Here is a 24,258-nt window from a genome sequence, read left to right on the forward strand (position 1 = left end):
GGGTGCCTCGCTCGAGGCATCCGGGTGTCAACGTTAGTTGACGCCTCGCGCCGATGTCAACTCTTGTTGACAGAACGTGGAGCTGCCCGGTCCTCGAGGGGGACCGGGCATCTCCGCACACGCGACCGGATCAGTGCGCCATGGCCGCCAGCGCCTCGGGGTCGATCGTCGCGATGGAGCGCGTGTCCTGGAACGCCCGGATGCCCTCGATGCCCTGCTCGCGCCCGATTCCCGACTGCTTCATGCCGCCGAACGGGGCGCGGAGGTCCAGCCGGGTCGCTCCGTGGTCGTTGACCCACACGTAGCCGCACACGAGCTGCGATCCCACGCGCGACGCGGAACCGGGGTCGGCGGTCCAGACGGACCCGCAGAGCCCGCCCCACGTGTCGTTCGCGAGACGCACCGCTTCCTCCTCGGAGTCGAACGGGAGGATCGGGATGACCGGCCCGAACTGCTCCTGCGTCACGACGCGGAGCGCAGGGTCCGGGTCCACGACGATCGCGGGCCGCAGGAAGTTGCCGCCGGCGAGGTCGCCGGCCGGCAGCTCGCCGAACTCGCGGACGTCGGCTCCCGCATCCTTCGCCTCCTGGATGATCTCCTCGACGAACGCCTTCTGCGCGGGCGAGTGCAAGGGGCCCATGGTGGTCTCCGCGTCGAGGCCGTGCCCGAGCTTCGCCCGCTCGAGCCGCGCGGTGAGCCCCGCCACGAGTTCGTCGAGCCGCGAGCGGTGCACGAACACGCGCTTGGCGTTCATGCAGATCTGGCCCGTCGTGTCGTAGACCGCCGCGAACAGCCGGTCCAGATGCGTGTCGTCGAGGATCGCGTCGTCGAGGAAGACCGCCGCGTCGTTGCCACCCAGCTCGAGCGTGACGCGGGTGAGCGTCTTCGACGCCATCTCCATGATGCGCTTGCCGCCGTTGACGCTGCCCGTGAAGCACACCTTCGCGATGTCGGTGTTCTGGATGAGCCCGGTCATGTTCTCGTCCTTGCCCGTCACGACGTTCAGCACGCCGGGCGGAAGCTTCTCGGCGACGCGCTGCACCACGCGGGTGGTGGCGAGGGGCGCCGACGGCGGCGGCTTGACGATCGCCGTGTTGCCGGCGAGAAGGGCGTGCGGCAGCGACGCGCCGAGGATCGCGATCGGCCAGTTGAACGGCACGATCACCGTAACCACGCCGAGGGGCTGGTAGGCGACCTCGGTGCGCACCGGGATGCCGGGGGCAGGCTCGAGCACCTTGCCGGTGTCGACCTCGTCGGCCAGCATGAGCGCGAGCTGCCAGCGGATGTCGAACACCAGGGCATCGATCCAGCCCTCGAGGCGGACCTTGCCGTTCTCCTGCGACAGGATGGCGGCGTCCTCGTCGCGATCATCGGCGATCCCGGCGATCGCCTCCGCCATCTTGGCGGCGCGCTCCTGCGCGCTCAGAGCCGACCATGCAGGGAAGGCCGCCTTGGCGGCGGCGACGGCATCCTCGACATCTCTCGGTGACGCGGATGCCGCGTGGCCGACGACGACGCCAGGTCTGGCGGGGTCGGGAATCTCCAGTGTGTCCTGCGTGTGGCGCTCCTCGCCCCCGATGTACAGCCCGGTTCGAACAGGCGCTTGCGTGACTGTGTCCGACATCGATCGATCCACCTCTCTGACGGCGTGCTCGGGTGCGACGCCCGCATCTAGCGTGCGCTCGCCGGTCGCGGAGCGCAAGATTGCCGACAAGATCTGCGCGCATTTCGTCTGCAATCCTGCGCGCGCGGCCACTACTCTCTTGAGACAGGGCGCACATGCGCTCCGGGATGTCATCACGAGAGGTCACAGAGCTGCCATGTCGGATGCCGCGGTGGTCGAATCGGGTGATGAGCCGGCCCGTGCGGACCTCACCCAGCAGATCCGGGACGCGATCCTCGGCGGCGAGTTCGCCCCTCATCAGCGGCTCATCGAAGCGGACATCAGCGAGCGCTACGACGCCTCCCGCGCCGCCGTGCGCACCGCCCTGCTGAATCTCGCCAGCGAGGGACTCGTGGAGCGCCTGCCGAACCGGGGAGCGCGGGTCCGCGCCATCAGCATCGACGAAGCGGTCGAGATCGTCGAGGTGCGCATCGGCCTCGAGACGCTTTGCGCCCGCAAGGCGGCCGAGAACCTCACCGACGCGGATGCCGAGGAGCTGCGGAGGCTGCGCGAGGAGATCGCCGGCGCGGTGGCGGCGGGCAACCTCGTGGAGTACTCGCGGCTCAATCAGGAGATGGATCGCCGCATCCGGGACCTCAGCCGGCACGCCACGGCCACCCGGCTGCTCGAGCGGCTGCGTGCGCAGTCCGCGAGGCACCAGTTCCGGCTCGCGTTCCACCCCGGTCGGGCGGCGCAGTCCGCCCCGGAGCACATCGCCATCATCGACGCTCTGCTCGCGCGCGATCCGGATGCCGCCGAGGCGGCGACCCGCTCGCACCTCGAGGGCATCGTGGGCGTGCTGCGCGGCTTGGACTGAGCCGGCTCCCAGAACAGAAGAGCGGCCCGGCCGATCGGCCGAGCCGCTCCCTCTGGCCGGACGCCGCTTATCCGAACTGCTCCGCCGTCGCGTACCCCTTGCCGTTGTACTTCTGCACCTGCACGTCGGACACGGCCGGCTTGCCGTCGACCGTCGTGTCGATGACCGACCCTTCGAGCATGAACGGCGCCTCGTAGCCCTGGATGCTCATGAGCGCCTCCATGAAGCTGTCCCGGGTCGGCTCCTCCATGGCCGCGAAGGCCTGCTCGAGCGTCGCCGCCGCGATCCAGCTCCAGACGCAGTGCGGGAAGGCGGGGACGCCGTCCTGGTCGGTGTACTCGTCGATCGCCGCGAGGAACGCCTTGCCCTCTTCGCTCTCCTGGAACGGCGGGCTCGCCGCGGACTGCGAGAACGCCACGGAGTAGATCCCCGGGAAGGCCGAGCCGCCACCTGGTTCGAGGATGGCTACTGGGCTCGACGTGTTCGACGGCAGGAACCAGCTGGGCAGCCAGCCGACCTGCTGCGCCTTCTGCAGCGAGGAGATCACCAGCGGTGTGATCGACATCGCGTTGAAGAAGACGTCGGCGCCGCTGGCCGCGAGCTCGGTCAGCTGCGCGTCGACGCTCGTGTCGGTGGCCTCGTAGGTCAGCTCGCTCACGACCTCGATGTTGTCGGCCCCGTCGATCGCATCCTTGAAGCCCTCGACGTAGCCGTCGCCGTAGTCGTCGTTCTGCGACAGGATCGCGACCTTGTGATCCTCCCCGGATGACGCGAGGAGTTCACCGAACGCCGCACCCTCCTGCTGGTAGATCGGGACGAGACCGAGCTGCATGGGGCTCTCGTTGCGGTCGCTGAACAGCGGGTCGCCCGTCATCACCAGCACCTGCGGGACGCCCTCGTCGATCGCCGCCTCGCGCCACGCGCGGTTGGTGGGGGTGCCGAGCCCGATGCCGGCGGCGAAGACGCCGTCGGACACCATCTGCTGGAAGTTGGCCAGCGCCTTCTGGGGGTCGTACGTGTCGTCGTACGCCTTGATCTCGACGGTACGGGTCTTGCCGTCGCCGAACTCGATCCCCCCATCGGCGTTCTTCTCGCCGAAGTACGCCTTGGCCCCGTCGACCGTGCAGTTTCCGGGGCCGGCTGTGGGACCGGAGAGGGGGCTCGTGATGCCGAGCGTGATGCTCGTGTCGGTGATGCCGGGGCTGGCTTCTGCGGCACCGTCGCCGCTGTCGCCACCGCCCCCGTCGGTGTCGCCGCCGCGGGCGCAGCCGCTCACGGCGAGGGCGAGGACGGATGCCAGGGCGACGCATTCGATGACACCCCGCCTCCGCTTGCTGATGTTCATGATCAACCTTGCCTCTCTGTGTCGTACGGTTCAGGGTTTTCGGGTGTCTTCCGCACGGGACCGGCCGGGGCCGCGGGCACGGGAGCGGTCTGCGGGATCGGTCCCGAGCGGCTGGCCGGCGGCGAGCCCGAGCCTCCTCCGCGTCGCCGGGTGAGCCGGCGCAGCGTTCGCGGGAGCGAGACGAGACCGCCTGGCAGGAGGAAGAGCACCGCGAGGAGGATGATCCCCTGCAGGACGAGGGTGAGGCTCGCGTCGATGCTGTTGGTGAGCTGCGGGGCGAGCACGTAGTACGCGCCGCCGATCAGGGATCCGGCGATGCTGGCGGCGCCGCCGATCACCATCGCGGCGACGAGGCTGATCGAGTGGGCGAAGCTCATGGTCTCGGGTGAGGTGTACTGCACGGCCACCATGTAGAGGAAGCCGCTGGCGCCGCCGAACAGCGACGCGATGGTGAACGCGAGCACCTTGTAGCGATATGGGGAGATGCCCATCGAGGTCGCGACCGCCTCGTTGTCGCGCACGATGGCCATCGCGCGTCCGAACTTGCCGCGCACGAGGTTGCGGGCCAGAAGGAACGCGACGACGGTGATCGCGAGCACGATGTAGTACTGCCACTGGTCGTCATCGAGGCCGCTCCAGTCGGGAGCGCCCGAGAAGCGGGCCGATGTGCCCTGTGATCCTCCGGTGAACTCGTCGAGCCGCTTGGCCAGGGGCAGGCCGACGATCGGCAGGGCGATCGTGACCATCGCGATGGCGAGACCGCCGAGGCGCGCAGCGGCGAGGGCCACGATGAGGCCGGCGACGCCGGGGATCAGGCACGCGAGCACGAAGACGATCGTGATGTTCCAGCCGGCGTTGACCCCGTATGCGGTGACGTACGCCCCGAGGCCGACGAAGAAGATCTGCCCGAGCGACACCTGGCCCGTGTAGCCCATCACGATGTTCAGCCCCAGCACCGCGACGGCGTAGACCCCGATGCGCACGAGCGTCTGGTTGGCGAAGACCGGGAGCATGAGCGGCGCCGCCACCAGCAGGGCGGCGACCAGGACGACGAGTGCCCCCACGATCCAGGGGTTGCGCAGCCGATCGGTCAGCGTGGACATCAGACGCGCACCACGACTTTCCGGCCGAAGAGTCCCTGGGGGCGCAGGAAGAGCACGACGAACACGAGGATGAAGGGCACGGCGATCTTCAGGTCGTAGCCGATGAAGGGCACGTAGACCGCGGCGAGATTCTCGAGGATGCCGATGGCCCACGCGGCGACGACGGCACCGGCCGGGCTGTTCAGACCGCCGATGATGACGGCCGCGAGGGCATACACGAGCGCGCTGTCGAGCATCCCGGGCGTGAGGGTCAGCTGGGGGGCGACGAGTGAGCCGGCGACCGCCCCGAGCGCGGCGGCCAGGCCCCAGCCGACCATCAGCAGCCGGCCGACCGGGAGCCCGGAGAGAGCCGCCGAGTTCGGGTTCACGGCAACGGCCCGCAGCGCCAGGCCGAGCTTGGTGCCCCGGAACAGCAGCTGCATCACGATCATGATCGCCACGATGGCCAGAAACGTGCCGAGCGAGCGGACGCTCACCACCGCTCCCAGGATGTTCACCGTGTCGAGGGGGAAGAGCGAGGGGAACTGCCGGTTGTTGAATCCCCAGATCCAGCCGCAGATTCCGGTGATGAGGGTCAGCAGCCCGATCGTCACCACAACGGCCGTGTCGGGGTCGCCGCCCTCGAACCTCCGGATGAGGAAGCGCTCGATCAGCCCTCCGTAGACGAAGGAGATGACCACGGCGATCACGATGGCGAGAAGCACGGGGGCGCCCAGCTGGGTGAAGGCGAAGGCGATGTACGCCGACAGCACGGCCATCCCGCCCTGAGCGAAGTTGATCAGCCCGGTGGACTGGTTCACGAGCACGATCGCCAGCGCGAGCGCCGCATAGATCGAGCCGGTGGAGAGACCGTCGACGACGAGCTGGATGAAGGTGTCCACGCTCAGCCTCCCAGGTAGGCGCGACGGATCTCGTCCATGCCCTTGAGCTCGGCCGAGGTTCCGGTGAGCGCGTTGCGCCCGGTCTCGAGCACGGTGGCGGTGTCGACGAGGGTGAACGCGAGGTTGGCGTTCTGCTCGACCACGAGCATCGCGATGCCCGAGTCCAGCCGCAGCCGCCGGATCGCCTCGTACACCGACTTGCCCGTGCTCGGGGCCAGGCCGAGCGATGCCTCGTCGAGCATGAGCAGCCGGGGCTTCGCCATGAAGGCACGGGCGATGGCGAGCATCTGCTGCTCGCCGCCGGAGAGGGTGGATGCCGTGGAGGTGATGCGCTCCTTCAGCTGCGGGAAGAGGTCGAGGCAGTAGTCGACGTCGGCAGCGACGCCCTTGTCCTTGCGGCGGTACGCGCCGACGCGAAGATTCTCCCGCACGGTGAGCTGACCCAGTGTGCCCCGCCCCTCCGGCACGTGCGCGATGCCCCGCGCCGCGACCTGCTCCGGCCGCAGGCCCCGGAGGCTCTTCCCGTCGAAGGTGATGCGCCCACCGGAGCGGACCGAACCGCTGATGGCGCGAAGCGTCGTGGTCTTGCCGGCTCCGTTTGCGCCCAGGATGCCGACGGCTCCGCCGTCCGGAACGCTGAGCGACACCGTGTCGAGCACCTGCACCGGTCCGTAGAAGGCCGTCACATCGGTGAGCTCAAGCAGCGTCATCCGCCGCGTCCTTCCCGATGTACGCCTCGATGACCCGGGCGTCCGCCTGCGCCTGCGATGCCGTCCCCTCCATGAGCTTGCGGCCGTGGTCGAGCACCACCACGCGGTCGGTGAGCGCCGAGATCAGCCCCATGTGGTGCTCGACGATGACGATGGTGATGTCGAAATCGGAGCGCATGCGGCGCACCTGGTCGATGAAGCCGTCGACCTCCGAGTGGGGGAGGCCCGCGGCCGGCTCGTCGAGCAGCAGCAGCCGCGGCTGAAGCAGCATCGCCCGGCACAGCTCGATGCCCTTGTGCAGCCCGTGCGACATCTCGTCCGGGGTGCGCATCGCGGCCCAGCCGAGCCCGAATCGATCGAGCAGCTCGAGCGCGTCGGCGCGCAGGCTGCGCTCGTCCTTCCCCGTCGGGGGCACGCGCAGCGACCACGAGACCGGCCCCCCGCGCAGCCGCGGGTGCGCGCCGAGCATCACGTTCTCGAGCACCGTGGCGTGCAACTGCAGCGCGGGGTGCTGGAAGGTGCGGGCGAGCCCGAGCCGGGAGAGGCGCCACGGGGCCGTGGCGAGCACCTCCTGCTCGTCGATGCGAATCGAACCGGATGACGGGCGGTAGTGGCCGCTGATGCAGTTGAAGAGCGAGGTCTTGCCGGCGCCGTTGGGTCCGACCAGCCCGAAGACCTCGCCCGGCTGCACCTCGAAGCCGACGTCTTCGAGCACCTTGACGCCGCCGAAGCGGAGGTTCACGTGCTCCAGGGTGAGTCGAGCGGCCATCGCCTCCCTTTCCCCGTCGTCGCCTCGCTGCTGTCGACCGTGAGAGCGCGCGTGCCCTCGGGTGGATGCGCGCGCCTCCCTGTGATGGGACGGTACGGACCCCCGGCCGGATTGTCAACGATTTTGGCGTGAGCGTCGCGATCTTTATCCAACCGTGTCTCACCCCGCCGTCGGGGTGACCCGTACCGGCATGTGCTCCCATCCGCGCAGGGTGTTGTTGAGGTGCCGCGCGGGCGTTCCGGAGAGTTCGATCGCCGAGACGCGGTCCAGCAGCGCCCCGAGCACGGCCGTCGCCTCGAGGCGCGCGATGTGCTGCCCGACGCACTGGTGCAGCCCCATCCCGAAGGCCACGTGCCCCGAGGGATCGCGCGAGAGGTCGAAGCGGTCGGGGTCCGCCCATCTCCGCGGGTCGCGGTTGGCCGCGCCCAGGAACATCAGCACCTTCTCGCCCGGCGGGATCGGCGTTCCGGAGACGACGGTCTCGACGGTGGTGGTGCGGAAGAAGGTCTGCACGGGCGATTCGAGGCGCACGGCCTCCTCGAACGCCCGCGGCAGAAGCGATCGATCGGCCCGCAGCCGCTCCCACTGGTCCGGATTCGCGGCGATCGCGTGCACGACCGCCGCGATCCCGGTGACCGTGGTGTCCACCCCCGCGGTGAGCATCGAGCGCACGATCAGCGGCGCCTGCTGCGGCGTGATCTCCCCGCGGTCGGCCGCGGCCCAGATCTGCGCGCCGAAGCCGTCGTCGGTCAGGTTCTCGCGCAGGCACTGCTTGTTGATCCATTCGACGGTCGGCCCGATGGTGGCCGCCGGAACCGTCACCAGTTCGTTCTGCGGACCGAAGGCGTTGAACGCGAAGTCGCCGTACGGCAGCAGGTGCTCACGACCGGTCGGGCCGATCCCGACGGCGTCCGGGAAGACGCGCAGGGGGAGCACCTCGGCGAGGTCCGTGACGGCGTCGAACTCCGTGCCGCGGCCGAGCAGCTCGTCGACGAGCTGCGCGGCATCCGCCTTCCACTCCTCCTCCAGCCGCCGGAGCCGCCGCTGGGACAGCAGCTGCGAGAGCACCGCGCGGGGAGCGTCGTGCCGGGGCGGATCGGCCTCCAGCAGCAGGCTGGGCGGTCGCCACGGCTTCTCCGTGGTGAAGTTGCTGAGCCCCACGCCGGCGCCGGACTGCAGCGCCTGCCAGTCGGTGAGGCAGCGGTGCACCTCCGCGTAGCGGGCGACCGCATATACGCCGTAGGCGTCGAGGGAGACGACGGGGCCGAGCTCCCGCAGCCGCTCGTGGAACGGCAGTGGGTCGGCGAGGAACTCGGTCGAGAACGGGTCGATCGAGCTGACCGGTGTGGGGGAGAGGGCGATGGCCATCAGGCGGACCTTTCGAGAAGCGGGTCAGACATCGAGCACGAGACGCGGGCCGAGGCTGCGCGAGACGCAGGGGAACATGCAGAGGGATGCCGCCCGCTCGGCGTCGTCGAGCAGCGAGTCCCGATGGTCGGGGCGGCCGTCCAGCACGTCGGTCTCGCAGGTGCCGCAGACCCCCTGGGCGCAGGACGTGATGACGTCCACGCCTGCACGGGCGAGCGCGGCGACGATCGTCTCGTCGGGAGCCACCGTGACCGTCGAGCGCGAGCGTGCGGCCACCACCTCGAACGCGCGGGCCACGTGCGAGCCGTCGTTCGAGGCCGCGGTGAACCGCTCCACCTTGGCCGGAAAGCCGCCGGGCGGCGCCGGCCATGCCTGCACCGCATCCAGCAGCCGGGTCGGCCCGCACGCGTACACGCGCACGCGGGGGTCGGTCGGTCGCCATGCTTCCAGGTCGGCCCGTCCGATCTCGTCGGCGCAGTGCACCGTCACCCGCTCGGCGTGGGAAGCGAGCTCATCGAGGTAGGCCAGCCGGGCGCGCGACCTGCCGAGGTACAGAAGTCGCCACGGGAGGTCGAGCAGCTCCGCCTGGCGGATCATCGGCAGCAGCGGCGTGATGCCGATCCCGCCGGCGATGAAGAGGTGGTCGGCGGCCGGTGCCAGCCGGAAGTTGTTGCGAGGACCGCCGAAGCCCAGCGCGAAGCCCTCGGCGGCGTGGTCGTGCAGAAACGCGGAGCCGCCGCGGCCGTCGAGCTCGCGCTGCACCGCGATGCGGTAGGTCGCGGCATCCCAGCGATCGCCGCACAGCGAGTACTGCCGGGTTCTGCCGTCCGGCAGCACGACGTCGATGTGCGCGCCGGGTGCCCAGTCCGGCAGCCGGGACCCGTCCGGCCGCGCGAGGGCGAGTTCCACGACCCCGTCCGCGACCGTCCGGCGTCCGACCACGACCAGCGTCCGGCGGGCCGCGGGCGCGGCCACGGGGGGCGCTGCGGGAATGGCGTGCGGTGTCACGAGGCTCCCTTGCCAGGTGGATCGGCGGTGATCGAGCCCCACGCTAGACCCGGCCGCGCGTGGCGGCTCCGGACATTCCATTGAACGGAATCACCGCGTAGGGTAGCGCGCGGAGGAAGCGATGGCGCGTGGGTCTGCCGGCGAATCGGTGCTGCACAAGCACCTGCGCGTGCTGGAGTCCTTCGAGCCGCTGCGTCCCTTCCTGACGCTGGCCGAGATCGCGGATGCCGCGGGGCTCGCCCCGTCGACCACGCACCGGCTCGTGGCCGAGCTGGAGCGCGAGGGCATGCTCGAGCGGATGCCGGATCGCTCGTACCGCCTCGGGGTGCGCCTCTGGGAGTTCGCCTCCCGCACGCCCGGCGCTCTGGGGCTCCGCGAACTCGCGCGGCCGTGGCTCGGCGCCGTGCACGCCCGCATCCGTCAGCACACCCAGCTGGGCGTGCTTGCGGGCACCGACGTGCTGTTTATCGAGCGGATGTCGACCCGCGACGCCGTGGTGAACGCGACGCTCATCGGGGGCCGCATCCCGCTGCCGATCAGCTCGAGCGGGCTCGTGCTGCTGGCCCATGCCGGCGAGCATGTCATCGACGAGGTCGTCGCCGCCGGGTGGCCGCTGCCGACATCGAACACCATCCGGGGTGAAGCCGAGCTGAGGCCCCGGCTGCGGCGCGTCCGGGCCGACGGCTTCGCGGTGACCGATGGACACATCCATCCGGAGTCGCGGGGGATCGCGGTGCCGGTGCTCGGGCCGCACGGGGTCGTGTACGCCGCGATGGGTGTCGTCGTCCCCAACGACGACACGTCTCCGCAGGCCGCGATCGAATTGCTGACGGTCGCCGCGGCCGGCATCACGCGGGCGCTCGAGGAGGTCTATCTGCCCGGCGGGGGGCGGCCGGGCCTGCCGCTGATGACCACCTCGGTCCGATCGCTCGAGTACTTCGCCGAGTCGGGGATGCCGTTGCTCCGTACACCCGGCGAGGGCGGCTAGGGTGAGGGACGCCATGACGACGATCGCGATCCTCGGCCTCGGCGAGGCCGGCCGGGTGTACGCGCGAGGTCTGCGCTCCGCGGGCGCCGACGTGCGCAGCCACGACCCGTTCCACCGGGTCGATGACCCGGGGCTCGGTCAGGTCGAGACCCTGAAGGGCGCCGTTCGCGGCGCGGATGTCGTGCTGAGCCTGGTCGGCGGCGCGGCCGCGCTCACCGCCGCGGTGGATGCGCTGCCGTTCGCGTCGGAGGGCGCCGTCTATGCGGACCTCAACACCGTGTCGCCGGAGGTGGAGGTCGAGATCGCCGAAGTGGCCGACCGGCACGGCGTACCCATGGCGGATGTCGCGGTGCTCGCACCCGTGCCGCGCGCGGGGATACGCACCGAGCTGCTGGCCAGCGGAACCGGCGCCCCAGCGTTCGCCAAGAGGGTCGGCCCCTTCGGAGTCCCGGTCACCGTGGTCGAGGGCGGGCCCGGCGAGGCCGCCCGGCTCCGGCTGCTGCGGAGCATCTTCATGAAGGGGCTCGCCGCGCTCGTCCTCGAGGGCGTGGGCGCGGCACGGGCTCTGGGAGCCGAGGACTGGCTGCGCGACCAGATCGCCGGCGAACTCGGTCCCGACGGCCACGCCGTTGTGGATCGCCTGGTCGACGGCACCTACCGTCACTCGGCGCGCCGTGAGCACGAGATGCGCGACGCCCTCGCGAGCCTGGAGCAGCTCGGCCGGCCCTCCGACATGACGAAGGCGACTCTCGCCTGGCTCGAGCGCATCAACTCCGAGCGCCGAACCCCCTGATCCGCGAAGGGACGCAATCTGCGGCTCAGGAGCCCGCGAACCGACGTGCTGCGTCCCTTCGCACGGGGTTGCGAGGGGCTCAGGCCTTGGTCGAGCGCCAGCCGCCGTGATACTCCGTCCGCACCGTTTCGGCGTAGGGGGCTGGGCTGACGACGGCTCGCACGGCGATCTGCTCGTGCGGCTCGACCGTGGTCTTCCTCGATCCGCCGTCGGGCTCGCCCCAGATGACGCGCACCTCCGTGCCGATCGGCACATCAGGATCCACGGTCGCCAGCGAAAGGCCGCGCCGCTCGTTCGCGGTGATGCCGGTGAACAGCGAGAGGCCCACGATGTCGCCGTCGGCGTCGATCACCGAGTCGTAGTTCGATGATCCGTAGTTCGCGTTCGGCAGGTCGAAGAACTGGTATCCCGGCCCGCTGCGATCGATCGGGGAGGCGAGGATCTTCGCGAGGTCCTCGTCGTTCCAGGCGAGCGTGACCTTCTTGCGCTGGGCATCGCGGTCGATCCCCTCCAGCGCCTGGCGGCCGATGAAGTCGTGGTCGAACTTCACGAATGAGCCGTAGCCGAGCTCCCACGGGTTCAGGTAGTAGTCCTCGATGTTCTCCGAGACGAACGATCCGGCCAGGGCGTTGATGGCCTCATAGCTGTCGGCGGGCAGCCATTCGCGGTAGGCGCGCTCCGGCTCGCTCGAGTAGATCGCCGGCAGCGGCGAGGGGATCCACCCGGACTCCAGGGTGTTGGACGAGTACGCCCGCGACCCGCAGGGCTCGATGCCGAACTCCGCACCGGCGTCGAGCACGGCGTCGCGGATGCGGCCGTGGTCCTCGTACGGTCCCCAGATCTCCAGCCCGGGCGCGCCCGCCATGCCGTGGCGCAGCGTGCGCACCTCCACGCCGCCGACCTGCAGGTGGCCCATATGGAAGAACTTCACCTGCTCTACCGCTCGGCCGGCGAAGCGCTCGATGATCTGCCACGCGTTCGGGCCCTGGATCTGGAAGCGGTAGTACTCGCGTGTCACTGCGGCGCCGTAGGGCCGCGACGGGGACCGGTCGTCGTAGCGCACCTCCACGTCGTAGCCGCCCGTCTCGGCGTGGAACTGCAGCCAATTCGCCGCCGGCGCCCGCCCGACGTAGACCAAGTCGTGCTCCGCCTCATGGAAGAGGATGCCGTCGCCGATCACACCGCCGTTCGACGCCGTCGGCACGAACTGCTTCGCCGTGTCGACCGGGAAGTTGGCGAAGCTGTTGATCCCAGTATCGGAGACGAGCTTCAGAGCGTCCGGGCCCGAGATGAAGAAGTTGACCATGTGATGCGACTGGTCATAGAGCACCGCCGTCTCGCGCCAGGCCTTCTGCTCACGCCGCCAGTTGGTGAACTCCGCCGGCACCACGGGGTAGATGTACGTTCCGAGCTGCGAGTCGCGCAGCATCCGGACGGTGTCGCCCCTCTCATCCAGCAGCTGCTGCAGGTTCTCCGGCATGTCTGACTTCCTTCTGTTGCGGTTGCGTGGTCGGGCGAGTGATGTTCAGGACGTTCGGTAGTGCTCGCGCGCCTCGCGCACGTAGGGCCACGGTGCGACGGTCGCCCGCACCTCCACCTGGCGGTGTGGCTCGACCTGCGGCTTGTGCGAGTTCGGCTCCTCGCCCCATGTCACCGTCACCTCGGCGCCGACATCGGCGTGCGCGGCGTCGAGCGTCGCGAGCGACACGTAGGCCTGCTCGTTCGCGATGTAGCCGCAGTCGAACGACTGGCCGACGATCGTATCGCCGACCCGCACCCGGTCCACCTGGTACAGCGCGTAGCGCGATTTCGGCAGATCCATGTACTTCGCCGCCAGCCCGTCCTCGAGCAGCGAGCCCCAGACCCCGCGCACGTCGTCGGCGTTCCATTCCAGAGTCACCTTGCGGCGGTGCGGTCCCTCCGCGACGCGCTGGAGCGCATCCCGGCCCACGAAGTCGTGGTCGAACGAGATCGTGCGGCCGTAGTCGAGGTCCCACGGCGTGAGGTAGTAGTCCTCGATGCGCTCCGATGCGAAGCTGCCCCCGAGCGAGCCGGCGCTCGTGGCGGGCAGCCACCGGCGGTAGTCCGCCGTGCTGTCCCCCGAGAAGATCGCGGGCAGGGGCGAGGGGACCCATCCGGACTCGAGGTTGGCCGTCGAGTACCCCTTCGCCCCCACCCGCACGAGGCCGTGCCCCGAGCCGGCCTCGAGGATGGCCTCGAGCACCCGGTCGGCGTCTCCCCAGGCGCCGAAGAGCTCGAAACCGGGCTGCCCGGCCATGCCGTGCCGGATGCCGCGCACCTGCAGTCCCGCGATCGTGAAGCGCGCCATGTGGAAGAAGCCGATGCGCGGCACTTCGCCGCCGATCAGGCGCTCCATGATCGGCAGCGCCGTCGGCCCCTGCAGCTCGTAGCGGAACAGCGCGGGCGCGCCCGCCCGCACGATGGAGTTGCCGTCGCGCGTCACCTCGACGTCCCAGTCGCCGGTCTCGGCGTGGAACTGCGTCCAGTCGATCACCATCTGGTGGCCGACGAGATCGTAGTAGTCGTCGTCGATGTGGGTGAGGATCGCGTCGCCGATCAGGTGACCGTCGTCGTTGACGGCGACGAACTGCTTGGCGCGGTCGACGGGGAAGGTCGCGAAGCTGTTCACCGCGAGGCGCTCGAGGAGCTGAGCGGCCTCCGGCCCTCGGAGGAACAGATCGGTCATGTGATGCGACTGGTCCAGCAGTGCGCACGACTCCCGCCACGCGTGCTGCTCCGAACGCCAGTTGCTGAACTCGGGTGCGACGGGGAAGACCGTCGGCCGGGCCTGCGCATCGCGCAGCAGGCTCACCGGAGAGCCGACCCGGTCGATGGCGGCCTGAAGCGACTCTCCTGCACCGGCGCTGTTTCCGGCCGGTTCCGGCGTCCTTGCGGCGGCGGCTGCGACGTTCGACATGAAGACTCCTCGTCTCTCGTCAGGCTGTGTCGTCGCGCGGAGAAGCCCCCGGCATCCGTTGCACTTCGTCGCCAAGATTGTAGACAGAATCTTGACCAGCGCACCAGGGTGTGGTTCGCTTTGCTCGCGGGGCGGACGTTCCGGCGTTCGGTGCATCTCCGCGCACGCTGATCGCCGCGCAGATCGGAGCCCCCATGGCAGAGACCACGCCGAGCCTGCTCGTCGTGAGTGCGCACGCCGGCGACTTCGTGTGGCGCGCGGGCGGCGCCATCGCGTCCGCGACGAAGCGCGGGGAGCGCGCCATGGTCGTGTGCCTCTCCTATGGAGAGCGCGGCGAATCGGCCAGCCAATGGCTGGAGGGCAGGTCGCTCGAGGAGATCAAGACGATCCGCCGGGATGAGGCCGCGGCCGCGGCCGCCGCACTCGGGGCGGAGATCGAGTTCCTGGATGCCGGGGACTACCCGCTGCGCGAGTCCCAGCAGACGCTCGAGCGCCTCATCGACGTGTATCGTCGCGCGCAGCCGACGGTCGTGCTGACCCACCCGCTGCTCGATCCCTACAACGGCGATCACCCGGCTGCGGCGAGGATGGCGCTCGAGGCTCGTGTGCTCGCGCAGGCCATCGGCGTGGCGAACTCGGACGGCACCTACCCGGCGAAGGACGAGATCATCGGCGCCCCACCCGTGTTCTTCTTCGAACCCCACCAGAGCGAGCAGAGCGAGTTCAAACCGAACCTCCTGCTCGATATCACTGCCGCGTTCCCGCAGAAGCGCGCGGCGATGGAGTGCATGCCGGCCCAGAAGCACATGTGGTCGTACTACACCGACCTCGCGATCCGGCGGGGGGTGCAGGTCAAGCGCAACGCCGGACCCAACCTGGGGCTGCCGCACGACACGATGGGCGAGGCCTACATGCGCTACTACCCCCAGGTCACGGACGTGCTGCAGTGAATCGTGCTGAAGTGAGCGGTGCTCACGTGAACGGGGCACTGGTTCGGGCGGGCCGCGCCGGAGGTTCGCGATGAGGAACGTGGTCGTCACCGACATCGAGAGGGCGGATGCCGCCACGATCGACGCGCTCGGTGCGCACGGTGTCGCCACGGTGCATGAGGCGCTCGGCCGAGTCGGACTGGCGGGCGCGACGCTGCACCCTCGCCAGGACGGCGCGCGCATCGCCGGCTCGGCTGTGACGGCGCTCTGCTGGCCCGGCGACAACCTCATGATCCACGCCGCGGTCGAGCAGTGCCGCACAGGCGACATCCTGGTCGTCACCACCACCTCGCCCTCCCTCGACGGCTCGTTCGGCGAGCTGTTCGCGACGGCGCTGCGCTATCGAGGCGTGCGGGGGTTCGTCACGACCGGCGGTGTGCGGGATGTCGCGGACCTGCGGGCGGTGGGGTTCCCGGTCTGGTCCGGGGCGGTGAATGCGCAGGGAACGGTGAAGGCGACGCCAGGAGCGGTGAACGTGCCCATCGTCGTCGGGGGTGCGACGGTGCGGCCAGGAGATGTGATCGTCGCCGACGATGACGGGGTGCTCTGCGTTGCTCGGGAATCGGCCGGTGAGGCGCTCGCCGCGGCCGACGCGCGTGTGCAGAAGGAGGCCGCATCGCGGGCCGCCTACGAGCGCGGGGAGCTGAGTCTCGACCGCAACGACCTCCGCTCGGTGCTCCGCGACCTCGGTGTGCAGTACATGACGCAGACGGAATACGAGGCGCAGAGTGGCCGAAGCTGACGGCATCCCGTGTCTTCTCATGCGCGGCGGCACCTCCAAGGGCGCCTACTTCCTCGCGGATGACCTGCCCCGCGACGAAGCCGAGCGCGATGACCTCCTGATGCGCATCATGGGGACGCCCGACCACCGTCAGATCGACGGACTGGGGGGCGCACACCCCCTCACCAGCAAGGTCGCGGTGGTCTCGCGGTCGGCGACGGGCGACACGGACGTCGACTACCTCTTTCTGCAGGTCGGCGTCGACGAGGCGTTCGTCACCGACAAGCAGAACTGCGGCAACATCCTCGCGGGAATCGGGCCCTTCGCCCTCGAGCGCGGCCTCGTCGAGGCGCAGGGCGACCGCACCAGCGTGCGCATCCGCATGCTCAACACGGGATCGGTCGCCACGGCCGCCTTCGCGACCCCCGGCGGGCGCGTGCACTACGACGGCGACCTGGCGATCGACGGCGTCCCGGGCACGGCGGCGGCGATCACCCTGGACTTCGAGGGGACGGCGGGGTCCTCGACGGGCGCGCTGTTCCCCACGGGACGCGTCGCCGACGAGGTCGACGGGGTGCGCGTGACGTGCGTCGACAACGGGATGCCGAGCGTGCTCGTGCGCGCCGACGACGTCGGTGCGACGGGCGTGGAGTCGCCCGAGGAGCTGGAAGCGGATGCCGAACTCAACGCGCGGCTCGCCTCGATCCGCCGGGCCGCCGCCCGGCTGATGGGCATGGGCGATGTCTCCGAGACGACCGTGCCGAAGGTGGTGCTGGTTTCGCAGCCCTCTCGGGGTGGGACGATTTCGACGCGCAGCTTCCTGCCCGTGCGGGTGCACACGTCCATCGGGGTGCTCGGCGCGCTGACGGTCGCGGCCGGCGGGCTCGTGGAGGGAAGCGTCGGCCACGACGTCGCCGATCTTCCCTCGGGGGGCTCGCCGTTCGTGCTCGAGCACCCGACCGGCCATTTCGACGTGGATGTCGCGGTGGCGACATCAGGCGACGGCTGGACCGTGACCCGCTCGGCCGCCCTCCGCACCGCTCGCAAGATCTTCGACGGGGTCGTGTTCGCGCGGCCCCGCCGGTAGCCGGCACCGGCAACACCGCATGTCAGAGAGGACGTCATGACGGACTTCACGTCGTTCGACACCGCGCACATCGGCAGCGTGGAGCTGCTCACCCCGGATTTCGAGAAGAGCCTGTGGTTCTTCCGGGACCTGCTCGCGATGCGGGTGGTCGCCGAAAGCGAGGGGTCGGTGTTCTTGCGCACCTGGGACGAGTATGAGCTCTACACGATCAAGCTGACGGCGGCGGATGCCGCGGGAGTCGGTCGTACGACCTTCCGGACGACCAGCTCTGAGGCGCTGCACCGGCGCATCGCCGCGATCGAACGATTCGGCCTGGGCGAGGGATGGGCGGACGGCGAGGTCGGCGTGGGCGCCACCTACATGTTCCGCGACCCGGACGGGCACTCGATGGGCATCTACTACGAGACGCAGCGCTATGTCGCGACCGACGACAAGCCGGCGCTCAAGAACCAGGCGTCCGCGTTTCCGGGCCGCGGCGTCAACGCGCGCAGGCTCGATCACATCAACTACCTCGCCAAGGACGTGGAGGCCAACGGCCGGTTCGTCCAGGAGGCTCTCGGGGGCCGCGAGAGCGAGCGCATCCGCAACGACGACGGCCGCTTCGCCGCGTGGTGGTTCCACTTCAGCCTCAAGTCCTACGACGTCGTGTACTCGGACGACTGGACCAAGCACGGCAACCGTCTCCACCACGTCGCGTTCGCCCCCGACACCCGCGAGGACATCCTGAAGGCCGCCGACATCTTCCTCGAGAACGGCATCCACATCGAGTCGGGCCCGCACAAGCACGCGATCAACCAGACGTTCTTCCTCTACGTCTACGAACCGGGCGGCAACCGCATCGAGTTCGCCAACGCCGGCGCGCGCCTGCTGCTCGACCCCGATCAGCCGGTGGTCGAGTGGAGCCAGGAGGAGCGCAAGAAGGGCCAGGCCTGGGGCATGAAGACGATCGAGACGTTCCACACCCACGGCACGCCGGTCGTGGACGTCCCCCCGCCGCACTGAGCCCGGCGGCCGGCGCCGGACGCACGTACGAGTGTGCGGCGCAACCCGCCGCTGCGGCATCCGCTCGCATGAGTTCGGAGAATCGCGCCTCAGTCGTCCAAATCGCCCGGAATCACCCGAATTACGCGACATTTTCCGAAGTTCGTGCTCCGGCGGCGGGGCGGGGCGCTGTCCGGTGGTTGAGCCAGCGCAGCCAGGCGGCACGCGCGAGCCTGCGGTATCCGCTCGCATCAGCTTCGGAGAATCGCGTCTCGATCGGCCGGATCGCCCGGAATCACCCGAATCACGCGACATTCTCCGAAGTTCATGCTCCCGCGGCGAGACTGGCGCTGTCCGGTGGATGAGCCAACGCAGTCAGACGGCACGCCCCGCCCGCGGCATTTGCTCGCATCAGCTTCGGAGAATCGCGCATCAATCGTCCAAATCGCCTGGAAGCACCCGAACTACGCGACATTCTCCGAAGCTCGTGCGCGCGTGAGCGCGTGAGCGCGTGAGCGCGTGAGCTCGTGCCCCGCGAGCCCGTAGCGGCCCGGCGGGTCAGCGCCAAACGTCGTCCGCGATGGCGACGACCTCGCGGATCTTCGCCCACTGCTCGTCCTCGGTGAGGACGTTGCCCTCCTCGGTTGAGGCGAAGCCGCACTGGGGGCTGAGCGCGAGCTGCTCGAGCGGGGCGAATGCGGATGCCTCGTCGATGCGCTTCTTCGTCGCCTCGATGTTCTCGAGCTCGCCGCTCTTGGTCGTGATGAGTCCGAGCACGACGGTCTTCTCGCCCTGGGGGAGGAAGCGCAGCGGCTCGAACCCGCCGGCGCGGTCGCTGTCGTACTCGAGGAAGTACCCGTCGTAGTCCACGACCCCGAGCAGCTGCTCGGCGACGGGCTCGTAACCGCCGGACGAGATCCAGGTCGAGCGGAAGTTGCCGCGACAGACGTGCGTCGTGACGACGAGATCGTCCGGCTTGCCGTCGAGGATGCGGTTCAGCAGCGACGCGTAACGCTCGGCGATGCCGTCGGTCTGGATGCCGCGGTCGCGGGCCTTCTCGAGCTCCACGTCGGAACAGAGATAGGCCCAGGCCGTGTCGTCGAACTGCAGGTACCGGGCACCCGCGTCGTAGAACGCCGCGATGGCATTCCGATATGCGGTGACGAGGTCATCGACGATCGCGTCGCGACCGGAGTAGGTCTGCGAGTCGATGTGCCCCGGCTCGAGGCGGAAGTCGAGCACGGTGGGGGACGGGATGGTGAACTTCGGCGTCGCGCCGGTCGTCCGCTCGAGCAGGTCCTTGAGGGTGCGGAAGTGCCCGAGGAACGGGTGGTTGCGGCTGAAGCCGATCGGCCCGTTGATCTCGACGCCGCGCGGCTTGGTCTGCACACCCTGGAACTGGATGCCGTGGTCGAGCTCGACGATGTCGACCCCGTCGAGACCGCCGAAGAAGTCGAAGTGCCACCACGAGCGGCGGAACTCGCCGTCCGTGGCGAGCCTGAGCCCCGCGTCGGACTCCTTCTGGACGAGCTCGGTGATCGCAGTGTCCTCGGCGACCTGAAGGGCCTCGTCGTCGATGACGCCGTGTGCGTGCTGCTCGCGCGCGGCTTTCAGGGCCGGAGGGCGGAGGAAACTGCCGACGATGTCGGCGCGGAACGGCGGATCGGTGCTCATCCTTCCAGGCTATGCCCGCCGGGCCTGCGGGCACAGATCACCGATACCGATCGTCACATTGCCTGCACGATCCACGTGTCGGGGCCCGGCGCTAGGCTTCTCGGGTGCCAGAAGCAGTCATCCGCGCGCACCAGCTCGTGAAGTCCTACAAGGTGAAGGCAAAGCCCGACTTCCTCGCCGTCGACGGGCTCTCGTTCGAGGTCGCGCCGGGGGAGTCGTTCGGCCTGCTCGGTCCCAACGGCGCAGGAAAGTCGACCACGATGAAGATGATCGGCGCGGTGTCCACCCGCACGCGCGGCGACCTGAGCATCCTCGGACTCGACCCCGACCAGTACGGGCCGGAGATCCGTTCGCGCCTCGGCGTCGTGCCGCAGCAGGACAACCTCGACGGCGAGCTCAACGCCCGCGAGAACCTGTTCATCTACGGCCGCTACTTCGGACTCCCCGCCAAGGTCTGCCACCAGAAGGCCGACGAGCTGCTCGCCTTCGCGGCGCTCGAAGACAAGGCCAAGAGCAAGGTCGACGCCCTCTCCGGCGGCATGAAGCGACGCCTTACGATCGCCCGCGGACTCATCAACGACCCGCGCATCCTGCTCCTCGACGAGCCGACCACCGGCCTGGACCCGCAGGCCCGGCACGTGCTGTGGGATCGCCTGTTCCGCCTCAAGGAACGCGGCACGACCCTTGTGCTGACCACCCACTACATGGACGAGGCCGAGCAGCTCTGCGATCGCCTCATCGTCGTGGACAAGGGCCGGATCATGGCGGAGGGCACCCCGCTCTCGCTCATCCGCGAGCACTCCTCCCGCGAGGTGCTCGAGGTGCGGTTCGGGTCGGAGCGCAACCAGCAGATCGCCCCACAGCTCGAGGGCTTGGGCGACCGCGTCGAGGTGCTGCCCGACCGTGTGCTGATCTACACCGAGAACGGCGAGCGGGCGCTCGAACGGGTCACCCAGCAGGGGCTCGAGCCGATCACCTCGCTCGTGCGCCGCTCGAGCCTGGAAGACGTCTTCCTCCGCCTGACGGGAAGGTCGCTGATCGAATGACCGAGCCGGCCGTCGTCGCCCAGCCCTCGCTCGAGCAGCTCCGCGCCGAGGCGATGGAGTGGGCTCAGAAGCCGCGACGGCGCGGGGCCTGGTACGTGACGGAGCACATGGTGCGCGCGATGCGCGCCTACGGCTGGACGATCGTCGTCAGCGGCCTGGGGCAGCCGATCGTGTACCTCCTGGGCGTCGCCGTGGGTCTCGCCGCGCTCATCCAGGCGCCGATCCAGGTCGCCGGCCAGGAGGTGTCCTACCTCGTGTTCGTGGCGCCGGCGCTGCTGATGACGTCGGCGATCGCCATCGCGAGCGAGGAGTTCACGTATCCCGTCATGTCGGGATTCAAGTGGCGGCGGTATTTCTTCGGCTTCAACGCGTCGCCCCTCTCGTCCCCGCAGATCGCGACCGGTGTGGTCTTCGGCGCCACCGCGCGGATGGCCGTCGTGGCGGTGGCCTACGCCGGGTTCCTCTACCTCTTCGGCGCGATTCCGGACCTGTCGCGCGGGTGGCTGACGATCTTCGTCGCCCTCCTCGCCGGGCTGGCGTTCGGCACTCCGCTGATGGCGTACGCGGGGTCGATCGAAGACGACAGGGGGCAGTTCGCGCTCGTGCAGCGGTTCCTCTTCATGCCGATGTTCCTCTTCTCGGGCACGTTCTATCCCCTCGCGACCCTTCCGCTGTGGCTGCAGTGGATCGGGTGGGTGTCGCCGCTGTGGCACGCGTCGGAGCTCGGCCGCTACCTGACCTACGGCCAGCCGATCGCCCCGGCGATGCTCTTCGTCCACGTCGCCTATCTCGTCGGTCTGAGCACGGTCGGCTACATCCTGGCCCGCGGCGTCTTCGAGCGGAGGCTCGCGAAATGACGCTGCTGCGACCGGTCGGCGAGCCGGCCGAACCCCGGGGTCCCGCCGACGACGTGCCCCGACGCGCGGGCGGCGTGCGGGCGCTCTGGGCCGGTAATCCCCAGGCCGTCGTCCAGCGGGGCCTGATCGCCGCGCGCTCCTCGAGCTGGGTCGTCGTCTTCTCGGGATTCTTCGAACCCGTCTTCTTCCTGCTGTCCATGGGTCTGGGCCTCGGGGTGCTGATCGGAGACGTGCAGACATCCACCGGTCTCGAGGTGCCGTACGCCGCGTTCATCGCGCCCGCGCTGCTCGCCGTATCCGCCATGAACGGCGCCATCTACGACTCGACCTGGAACGTCTTCTTCAAGCTCAACTACGGCAAGCTCTACGAGGGCATGCTCTCGACGTCGCTGGGGCCGCTCGACGTCGCACTGGGCGAGATCCTGTACGCGCTGCTGCGCGGCCTGCTCTACGCCACGGGCTTCATGATCATCATGCAGTTCGCCGGGCTGAACCTGGCGTGGACGGCCGTGCTCGCGCTGCCGGCTGTGCTGCTCATCGCCTTCGGATTCGCCAGCGTCGGCATGGCGGTGACGAGTTACATGAAGGCGTTCCAGCAGATGGATCTCATCAACCTCGTTCTGCTGCCGATGTTCCTGTTCTCGGCCACGCTCTACCCGATCACGGTCTACCCGGAGTGGGTCCAGGTGATCGTCAAGGTCTTCCCCCTGTACCACGGCGTCGAGCTCGTACGAGGGCTGACGACGGGCGCGCTCTACTGGGGCATGCTCTGGAGCATCCTTTACTACGTGGTCATGATCGCGGTCGGCGTCGTCTTCACGACGAAGCGCCTGCGCGCGCTCTTCCTGGACTGAATTCGCCAATCGCGGCTGCACCGCGAAAACGGCGGCTGCACCGCGAGAACGCGACGGATGCCGCGAGAATGGCGGATGCCGCGGGCCGGCGCGGCCCGCGGCATCCACTTGTCTCACTCAGCGTGGACCGCGACGGTCAGAGCGACCCGGTCACGCCGACGCCGAGATCGGCGTCGTAGTCGACGTCCTTGGTCTCGGGCGCGAGCAGCACGGCGATGAAGGTGAGCACGCCCATCGCCGACAGGTAGAGCCCCACGAGCCACGGGCTGCCGCCCGTGGCCGACCACAGGGCCACCGCGACGATCGGCGCGAGGGCCGCCCCGAGGATGGATGAGACGTTATAGGCGACGGCCGATCCCGTGTACCGGACGTTCGTGGGGAAGAGCTCCGGCAGCACCGCGCCCATCGGCCCGAACGTCGTTCCCATCAGCATGAATCCGAAGATCAGGAATGCCTGCACCAGCGCTCCCGTGAACTTCGGATCGGCCTGGGGCAGGAGGAACAGGTTGAAGGTCAGGCCGAACACGATGATCAGTACGGTGACCCACAGCAGCAGCTTGCGCCGCCCGATCGTGTCGGCGATGGGGCCGGAGAGCAGCGTGAAGATGCCGAAGAAGACCACGCCGATGATCTGCATGATCACGAAGTCGGTGTAGCCGAAGCCGAGACCAGGGTAGAACTGCGCGGCGAACGCCGTCGCATCGAACGGCTGGCCGGAAGCGTCCGCCGCCGCCTGCGCCGCGGCGGAGGCGGTCTCGAGGTTCGCCGCCTTCGTGCCGTAGGACAGCGTGAAGTTCGTCATCAGATAGAACAGCACGTACGTCGCCAGCATGATGAACGTGCCGAGGATGAGGTGCCACCAGTGCCGGCGTAGCACGGCGCCGAGCGGGAACCTGCGGATCGCGCCCTTCTGCTCTGCCTTCACGAAGGTCTCTGACTCGACCAACCGCAGGCGCACCCAGAGCCCGATGATCACCATGACGGCCGAGAAGAGGAACGGCACGCGCCAGCCCCACGCCAGGAAGTCGGCGGACCGCTGGCCGGCGCCCTCGGGGTGCGGGAGCAGGAAGTTGATCGCGAGGAACACCGAGTTGGCGATGATGAAGCCGAGCGGTGCGCCGAGCTGCGGGAAGGTGCCGTACCAGGCGCGCTTGCCGGCGGGGGCGTTCTCGGTCGCGACCAGCGCCGCGCCCGACCACTCGCCGCCGAGCGCGAAGCCCTGAGCGAGCCGGAGCAACAGCAGCAGGAAGGCCGCCCACCAGCCGATGTCGTTGTAGGTGGGAAGGCATCCGATCAGGAAGGTCGCGATGCCCATGGTCAGCAGCGACGCGACGAGTGTCGCCTTGCGGCCGAAGCGATCGCCGAAGTGGCCGAACACGACCGCGCCGAGGGGCCGGGCGATCATGGCGGCGCCGAACACCGCGAACGAGGCCAGCAGCGCGGTGGTGTCGTTGCCGGTGGGGAAGAAGAGGATGGGGAAGACGAGGACGGCGGCGGTCGCGTAGACGTAGAAGTCGTAGAACTCGATCGTCGTGCCGACCAGGCTCGCGGTGATGACGCGCGAGCGGGGATTGGCGGGTGCCGTCGAAGTTGGGGCAGTGGGGGATGACATGGATTACCTGTTCACGCGTGGCGGAGCATCCTCGTGGGACGGGTGGTGAGCGAG

The 24,258-nt window shown here is 69.4% G+C and carries 22 protein-coding genes; 10 read left to right on the forward strand and 12 right to left on the reverse strand.

Going from position 1 to position 24,258, the window contains the following annotated elements; all coding sequences use genetic code 11:
- Positions 1 to 130: 130 nt before the first annotated feature.
- A complete protein-coding gene (locus ACLQ2Q_RS00750) occupies positions 131 to 1,624 on the reverse strand; it encodes an aldehyde dehydrogenase family protein (RefSeq protein ID WP_425816947.1) in 1,494 nt (497 codons plus the stop codon).
- A 196-nt stretch (positions 1,625 to 1,820) separates the two neighbouring features.
- On the opposite strand from ACLQ2Q_RS00750, the gene ACLQ2Q_RS00755 reads away from it, so the two are divergent.
- On the forward strand, positions 1,821 to 2,480 hold the full coding sequence (locus tag ACLQ2Q_RS00755) for a GntR family transcriptional regulator (RefSeq protein WP_425816949.1): 660 nt from the start codon (positions 1,821 to 1,823) through the stop codon (positions 2,478 to 2,480).
- Positions 2,481 to 2,547: 67 nt separating this feature from the next.
- On the opposite strand, the gene ACLQ2Q_RS00760 is transcribed toward ACLQ2Q_RS00755, so the two are convergent.
- The 7 genes from ACLQ2Q_RS00760 to ACLQ2Q_RS00790 all read right to left on the reverse strand — a co-directional run bounded on the left by ACLQ2Q_RS00760 (position 2,548) and on the right by ACLQ2Q_RS00790 (position 9,664).
- Positions 2,548 to 3,825: an ABC transporter substrate-binding protein gene (locus tag ACLQ2Q_RS00760; RefSeq protein ID WP_425816951.1), complete on the reverse strand. Its 1,278-nt coding sequence runs from the start codon at positions 3,823 to 3,825 to the stop codon at positions 2,548 to 2,550.
- 2 nt (positions 3,826 to 3,827) lie between these two features.
- Positions 3,828 to 4,928, reverse strand: a complete 1,101-nt coding sequence (locus ACLQ2Q_RS00765) for a branched-chain amino acid ABC transporter permease (RefSeq protein ID WP_425816953.1) — start codon at positions 4,926 to 4,928, stop codon at positions 3,828 to 3,830.
- Positions 4,928 to 5,809 (reverse strand): branched-chain amino acid ABC transporter permease, encoded by an 882-nt coding sequence (locus tag ACLQ2Q_RS00770; protein WP_425816955.1) that lies wholly within the window; start codon positions 5,807 to 5,809, stop codon positions 4,928 to 4,930. Before ACLQ2Q_RS00770 ends, ACLQ2Q_RS00765 begins: the two co-directional genes overlap by 1 nt.
- 2 nt (positions 5,810 to 5,811) lie before the next feature.
- A complete protein-coding gene (locus tag ACLQ2Q_RS00775) occupies positions 5,812 to 6,519 on the reverse strand; it encodes an ABC transporter ATP-binding protein (RefSeq protein ID WP_425816957.1) in 708 nt (235 codons plus the stop codon).
- Positions 6,506 to 7,288: an ABC transporter ATP-binding protein gene (locus ACLQ2Q_RS00780; protein WP_425816959.1), complete on the reverse strand. Its 783-nt coding sequence runs from the start codon at positions 7,286 to 7,288 to the stop codon at positions 6,506 to 6,508. The genes ACLQ2Q_RS00775 and ACLQ2Q_RS00780 overlap by 14 nt, the downstream gene beginning before the upstream one ends.
- A gap of 159 nt (positions 7,289 to 7,447) precedes the next feature.
- Entirely contained in the window at positions 7,448 to 8,656 is a 1,209-nt protein-coding gene (locus ACLQ2Q_RS00785; protein ID WP_425816961.1) for a cytochrome P450, read from the reverse strand.
- A 24-nt stretch (positions 8,657 to 8,680) separates the two neighbouring features.
- Positions 8,681 to 9,664, reverse strand: a complete 984-nt coding sequence (locus ACLQ2Q_RS00790) for a PDR/VanB family oxidoreductase (RefSeq protein WP_425816963.1) — start codon at positions 9,662 to 9,664, stop codon at positions 8,681 to 8,683.
- A 121-nt stretch (positions 9,665 to 9,785) separates the two neighbouring features.
- Between ACLQ2Q_RS00790 and ACLQ2Q_RS00795 the strand changes: the two genes are divergently transcribed.
- Together ACLQ2Q_RS00795 and ACLQ2Q_RS00800 are read left to right on the forward strand one after the other, a co-directional pair.
- A complete protein-coding gene (locus ACLQ2Q_RS00795) occupies positions 9,786 to 10,652 on the forward strand; it encodes an IclR family transcriptional regulator (protein WP_425816965.1) in 867 nt (288 codons plus the stop codon).
- Between the two features lie 13 nt (positions 10,653 to 10,665).
- On the forward strand, positions 10,666 to 11,445 hold the full coding sequence (locus ACLQ2Q_RS00800) for a DUF1932 domain-containing protein (RefSeq protein ID WP_425816967.1): 780 nt from the start codon (positions 10,666 to 10,668) through the stop codon (positions 11,443 to 11,445).
- Between the two features lie 79 nt (positions 11,446 to 11,524).
- Here the strand turns inward: ACLQ2Q_RS00800 and ligM are convergent, their stop codons facing one another.
- Together ligM and ACLQ2Q_RS00810 are read right to left on the reverse strand one after the other, a co-directional pair.
- Positions 11,525 to 12,925: a vanillate/3-O-methylgallate O-demethylase gene (gene ligM, locus ACLQ2Q_RS00805; RefSeq protein ID WP_425816969.1), complete on the reverse strand. Its 1,401-nt coding sequence runs from the start codon at positions 12,923 to 12,925 to the stop codon at positions 11,525 to 11,527.
- 45 nt (positions 12,926 to 12,970) lie between these two features.
- A complete protein-coding gene (locus tag ACLQ2Q_RS00810) occupies positions 12,971 to 14,383 on the reverse strand; it encodes an aminomethyl transferase family protein (protein ID WP_425816971.1) in 1,413 nt (470 codons plus the stop codon).
- Positions 14,384 to 14,577: 194 nt separating this feature from the next.
- Between ACLQ2Q_RS00810 and ACLQ2Q_RS00815 the strand changes: the two genes are divergently transcribed.
- The 4 genes from ACLQ2Q_RS00815 (at position 14,578) to ACLQ2Q_RS00830 (ending at position 18,182) form a co-directional block, all read left to right on the forward strand.
- Entirely contained in the window at positions 14,578 to 15,333 is a 756-nt protein-coding gene (locus ACLQ2Q_RS00815; RefSeq protein ID WP_425816973.1) for a PIG-L deacetylase family protein, read from the forward strand.
- A 70-nt stretch (positions 15,334 to 15,403) separates the two neighbouring features.
- On the forward strand, positions 15,404 to 16,114 hold the full coding sequence (locus ACLQ2Q_RS00820; protein ID WP_425816975.1) for a 4-carboxy-4-hydroxy-2-oxoadipate aldolase/oxaloacetate decarboxylase: 711 nt from the start codon (positions 15,404 to 15,406) through the stop codon (positions 16,112 to 16,114).
- Positions 16,101 to 17,180, forward strand: coding sequence for a 4-oxalomesaconate tautomerase (locus ACLQ2Q_RS00825; protein ID WP_425816977.1), 1,080 nt, complete (start codon positions 16,101 to 16,103; stop codon positions 17,178 to 17,180). Before ACLQ2Q_RS00820 ends, ACLQ2Q_RS00825 begins: the two co-directional genes overlap by 14 nt.
- Positions 17,181 to 17,216: 36 nt before the next feature.
- Positions 17,217 to 18,182, forward strand: coding sequence for a VOC family protein (locus ACLQ2Q_RS00830; protein WP_425816979.1), 966 nt, complete (start codon positions 17,217 to 17,219; stop codon positions 18,180 to 18,182).
- 537 nt (positions 18,183 to 18,719) lie between these two features.
- On the opposite strand, the gene ACLQ2Q_RS00835 is transcribed toward ACLQ2Q_RS00830, so the two are convergent.
- Positions 18,720 to 19,835, reverse strand: coding sequence for a 5-methyltetrahydropteroyltriglutamate--homocysteine S-methyltransferase (locus ACLQ2Q_RS00835; protein WP_425816981.1), 1,116 nt, complete (start codon positions 19,833 to 19,835; stop codon positions 18,720 to 18,722).
- A 104-nt stretch (positions 19,836 to 19,939) separates the two neighbouring features.
- Here ACLQ2Q_RS00835 and ACLQ2Q_RS00840 point away from each other — a divergent pair, with 104 nt between their 5' ends.
- Genes ACLQ2Q_RS00840 through ACLQ2Q_RS00850 form a run of 3 tightly spaced genes read left to right on the forward strand, consistent with a single transcriptional unit; the run spans position 19,940 to position 22,592 of the window.
- Entirely contained in the window at positions 19,940 to 20,881 is a 942-nt protein-coding gene (locus ACLQ2Q_RS00840; RefSeq protein WP_425816983.1) for an ABC transporter ATP-binding protein, read from the forward strand.
- The gene (locus ACLQ2Q_RS00845; protein WP_425816985.1) at positions 20,878 to 21,738 is read left to right on the forward strand and encodes an ABC transporter permease; all 861 of its coding nucleotides are present in this window, start codon (positions 20,878 to 20,880) and stop codon (positions 21,736 to 21,738) included. Before ACLQ2Q_RS00840 ends, ACLQ2Q_RS00845 begins: the two co-directional genes overlap by 4 nt.
- On the forward strand, positions 21,735 to 22,592 hold the full coding sequence (locus ACLQ2Q_RS00850; RefSeq protein WP_425816987.1) for an ABC transporter permease: 858 nt from the start codon (positions 21,735 to 21,737) through the stop codon (positions 22,590 to 22,592). The genes ACLQ2Q_RS00845 and ACLQ2Q_RS00850 overlap by 4 nt, the downstream gene beginning before the upstream one ends.
- 136 nt (positions 22,593 to 22,728) lie before the next feature.
- Here ACLQ2Q_RS00850 and ACLQ2Q_RS00855 read toward each other — a convergent pair whose 3' ends face one another.
- Positions 22,729 to 24,204, reverse strand: coding sequence for an MFS transporter (locus ACLQ2Q_RS00855; protein WP_425816989.1), 1,476 nt, complete (start codon positions 24,202 to 24,204; stop codon positions 22,729 to 22,731).
- Positions 24,205 to 24,258: the final 54 nt, after the last annotated feature.

It is taken from the genome of Microbacterium sp. DT81.1 (assembly GCF_049844955.1).
Lineage (GTDB): Bacteria > Actinomycetota > Actinomycetes > Actinomycetales > Microbacteriaceae > Microbacterium.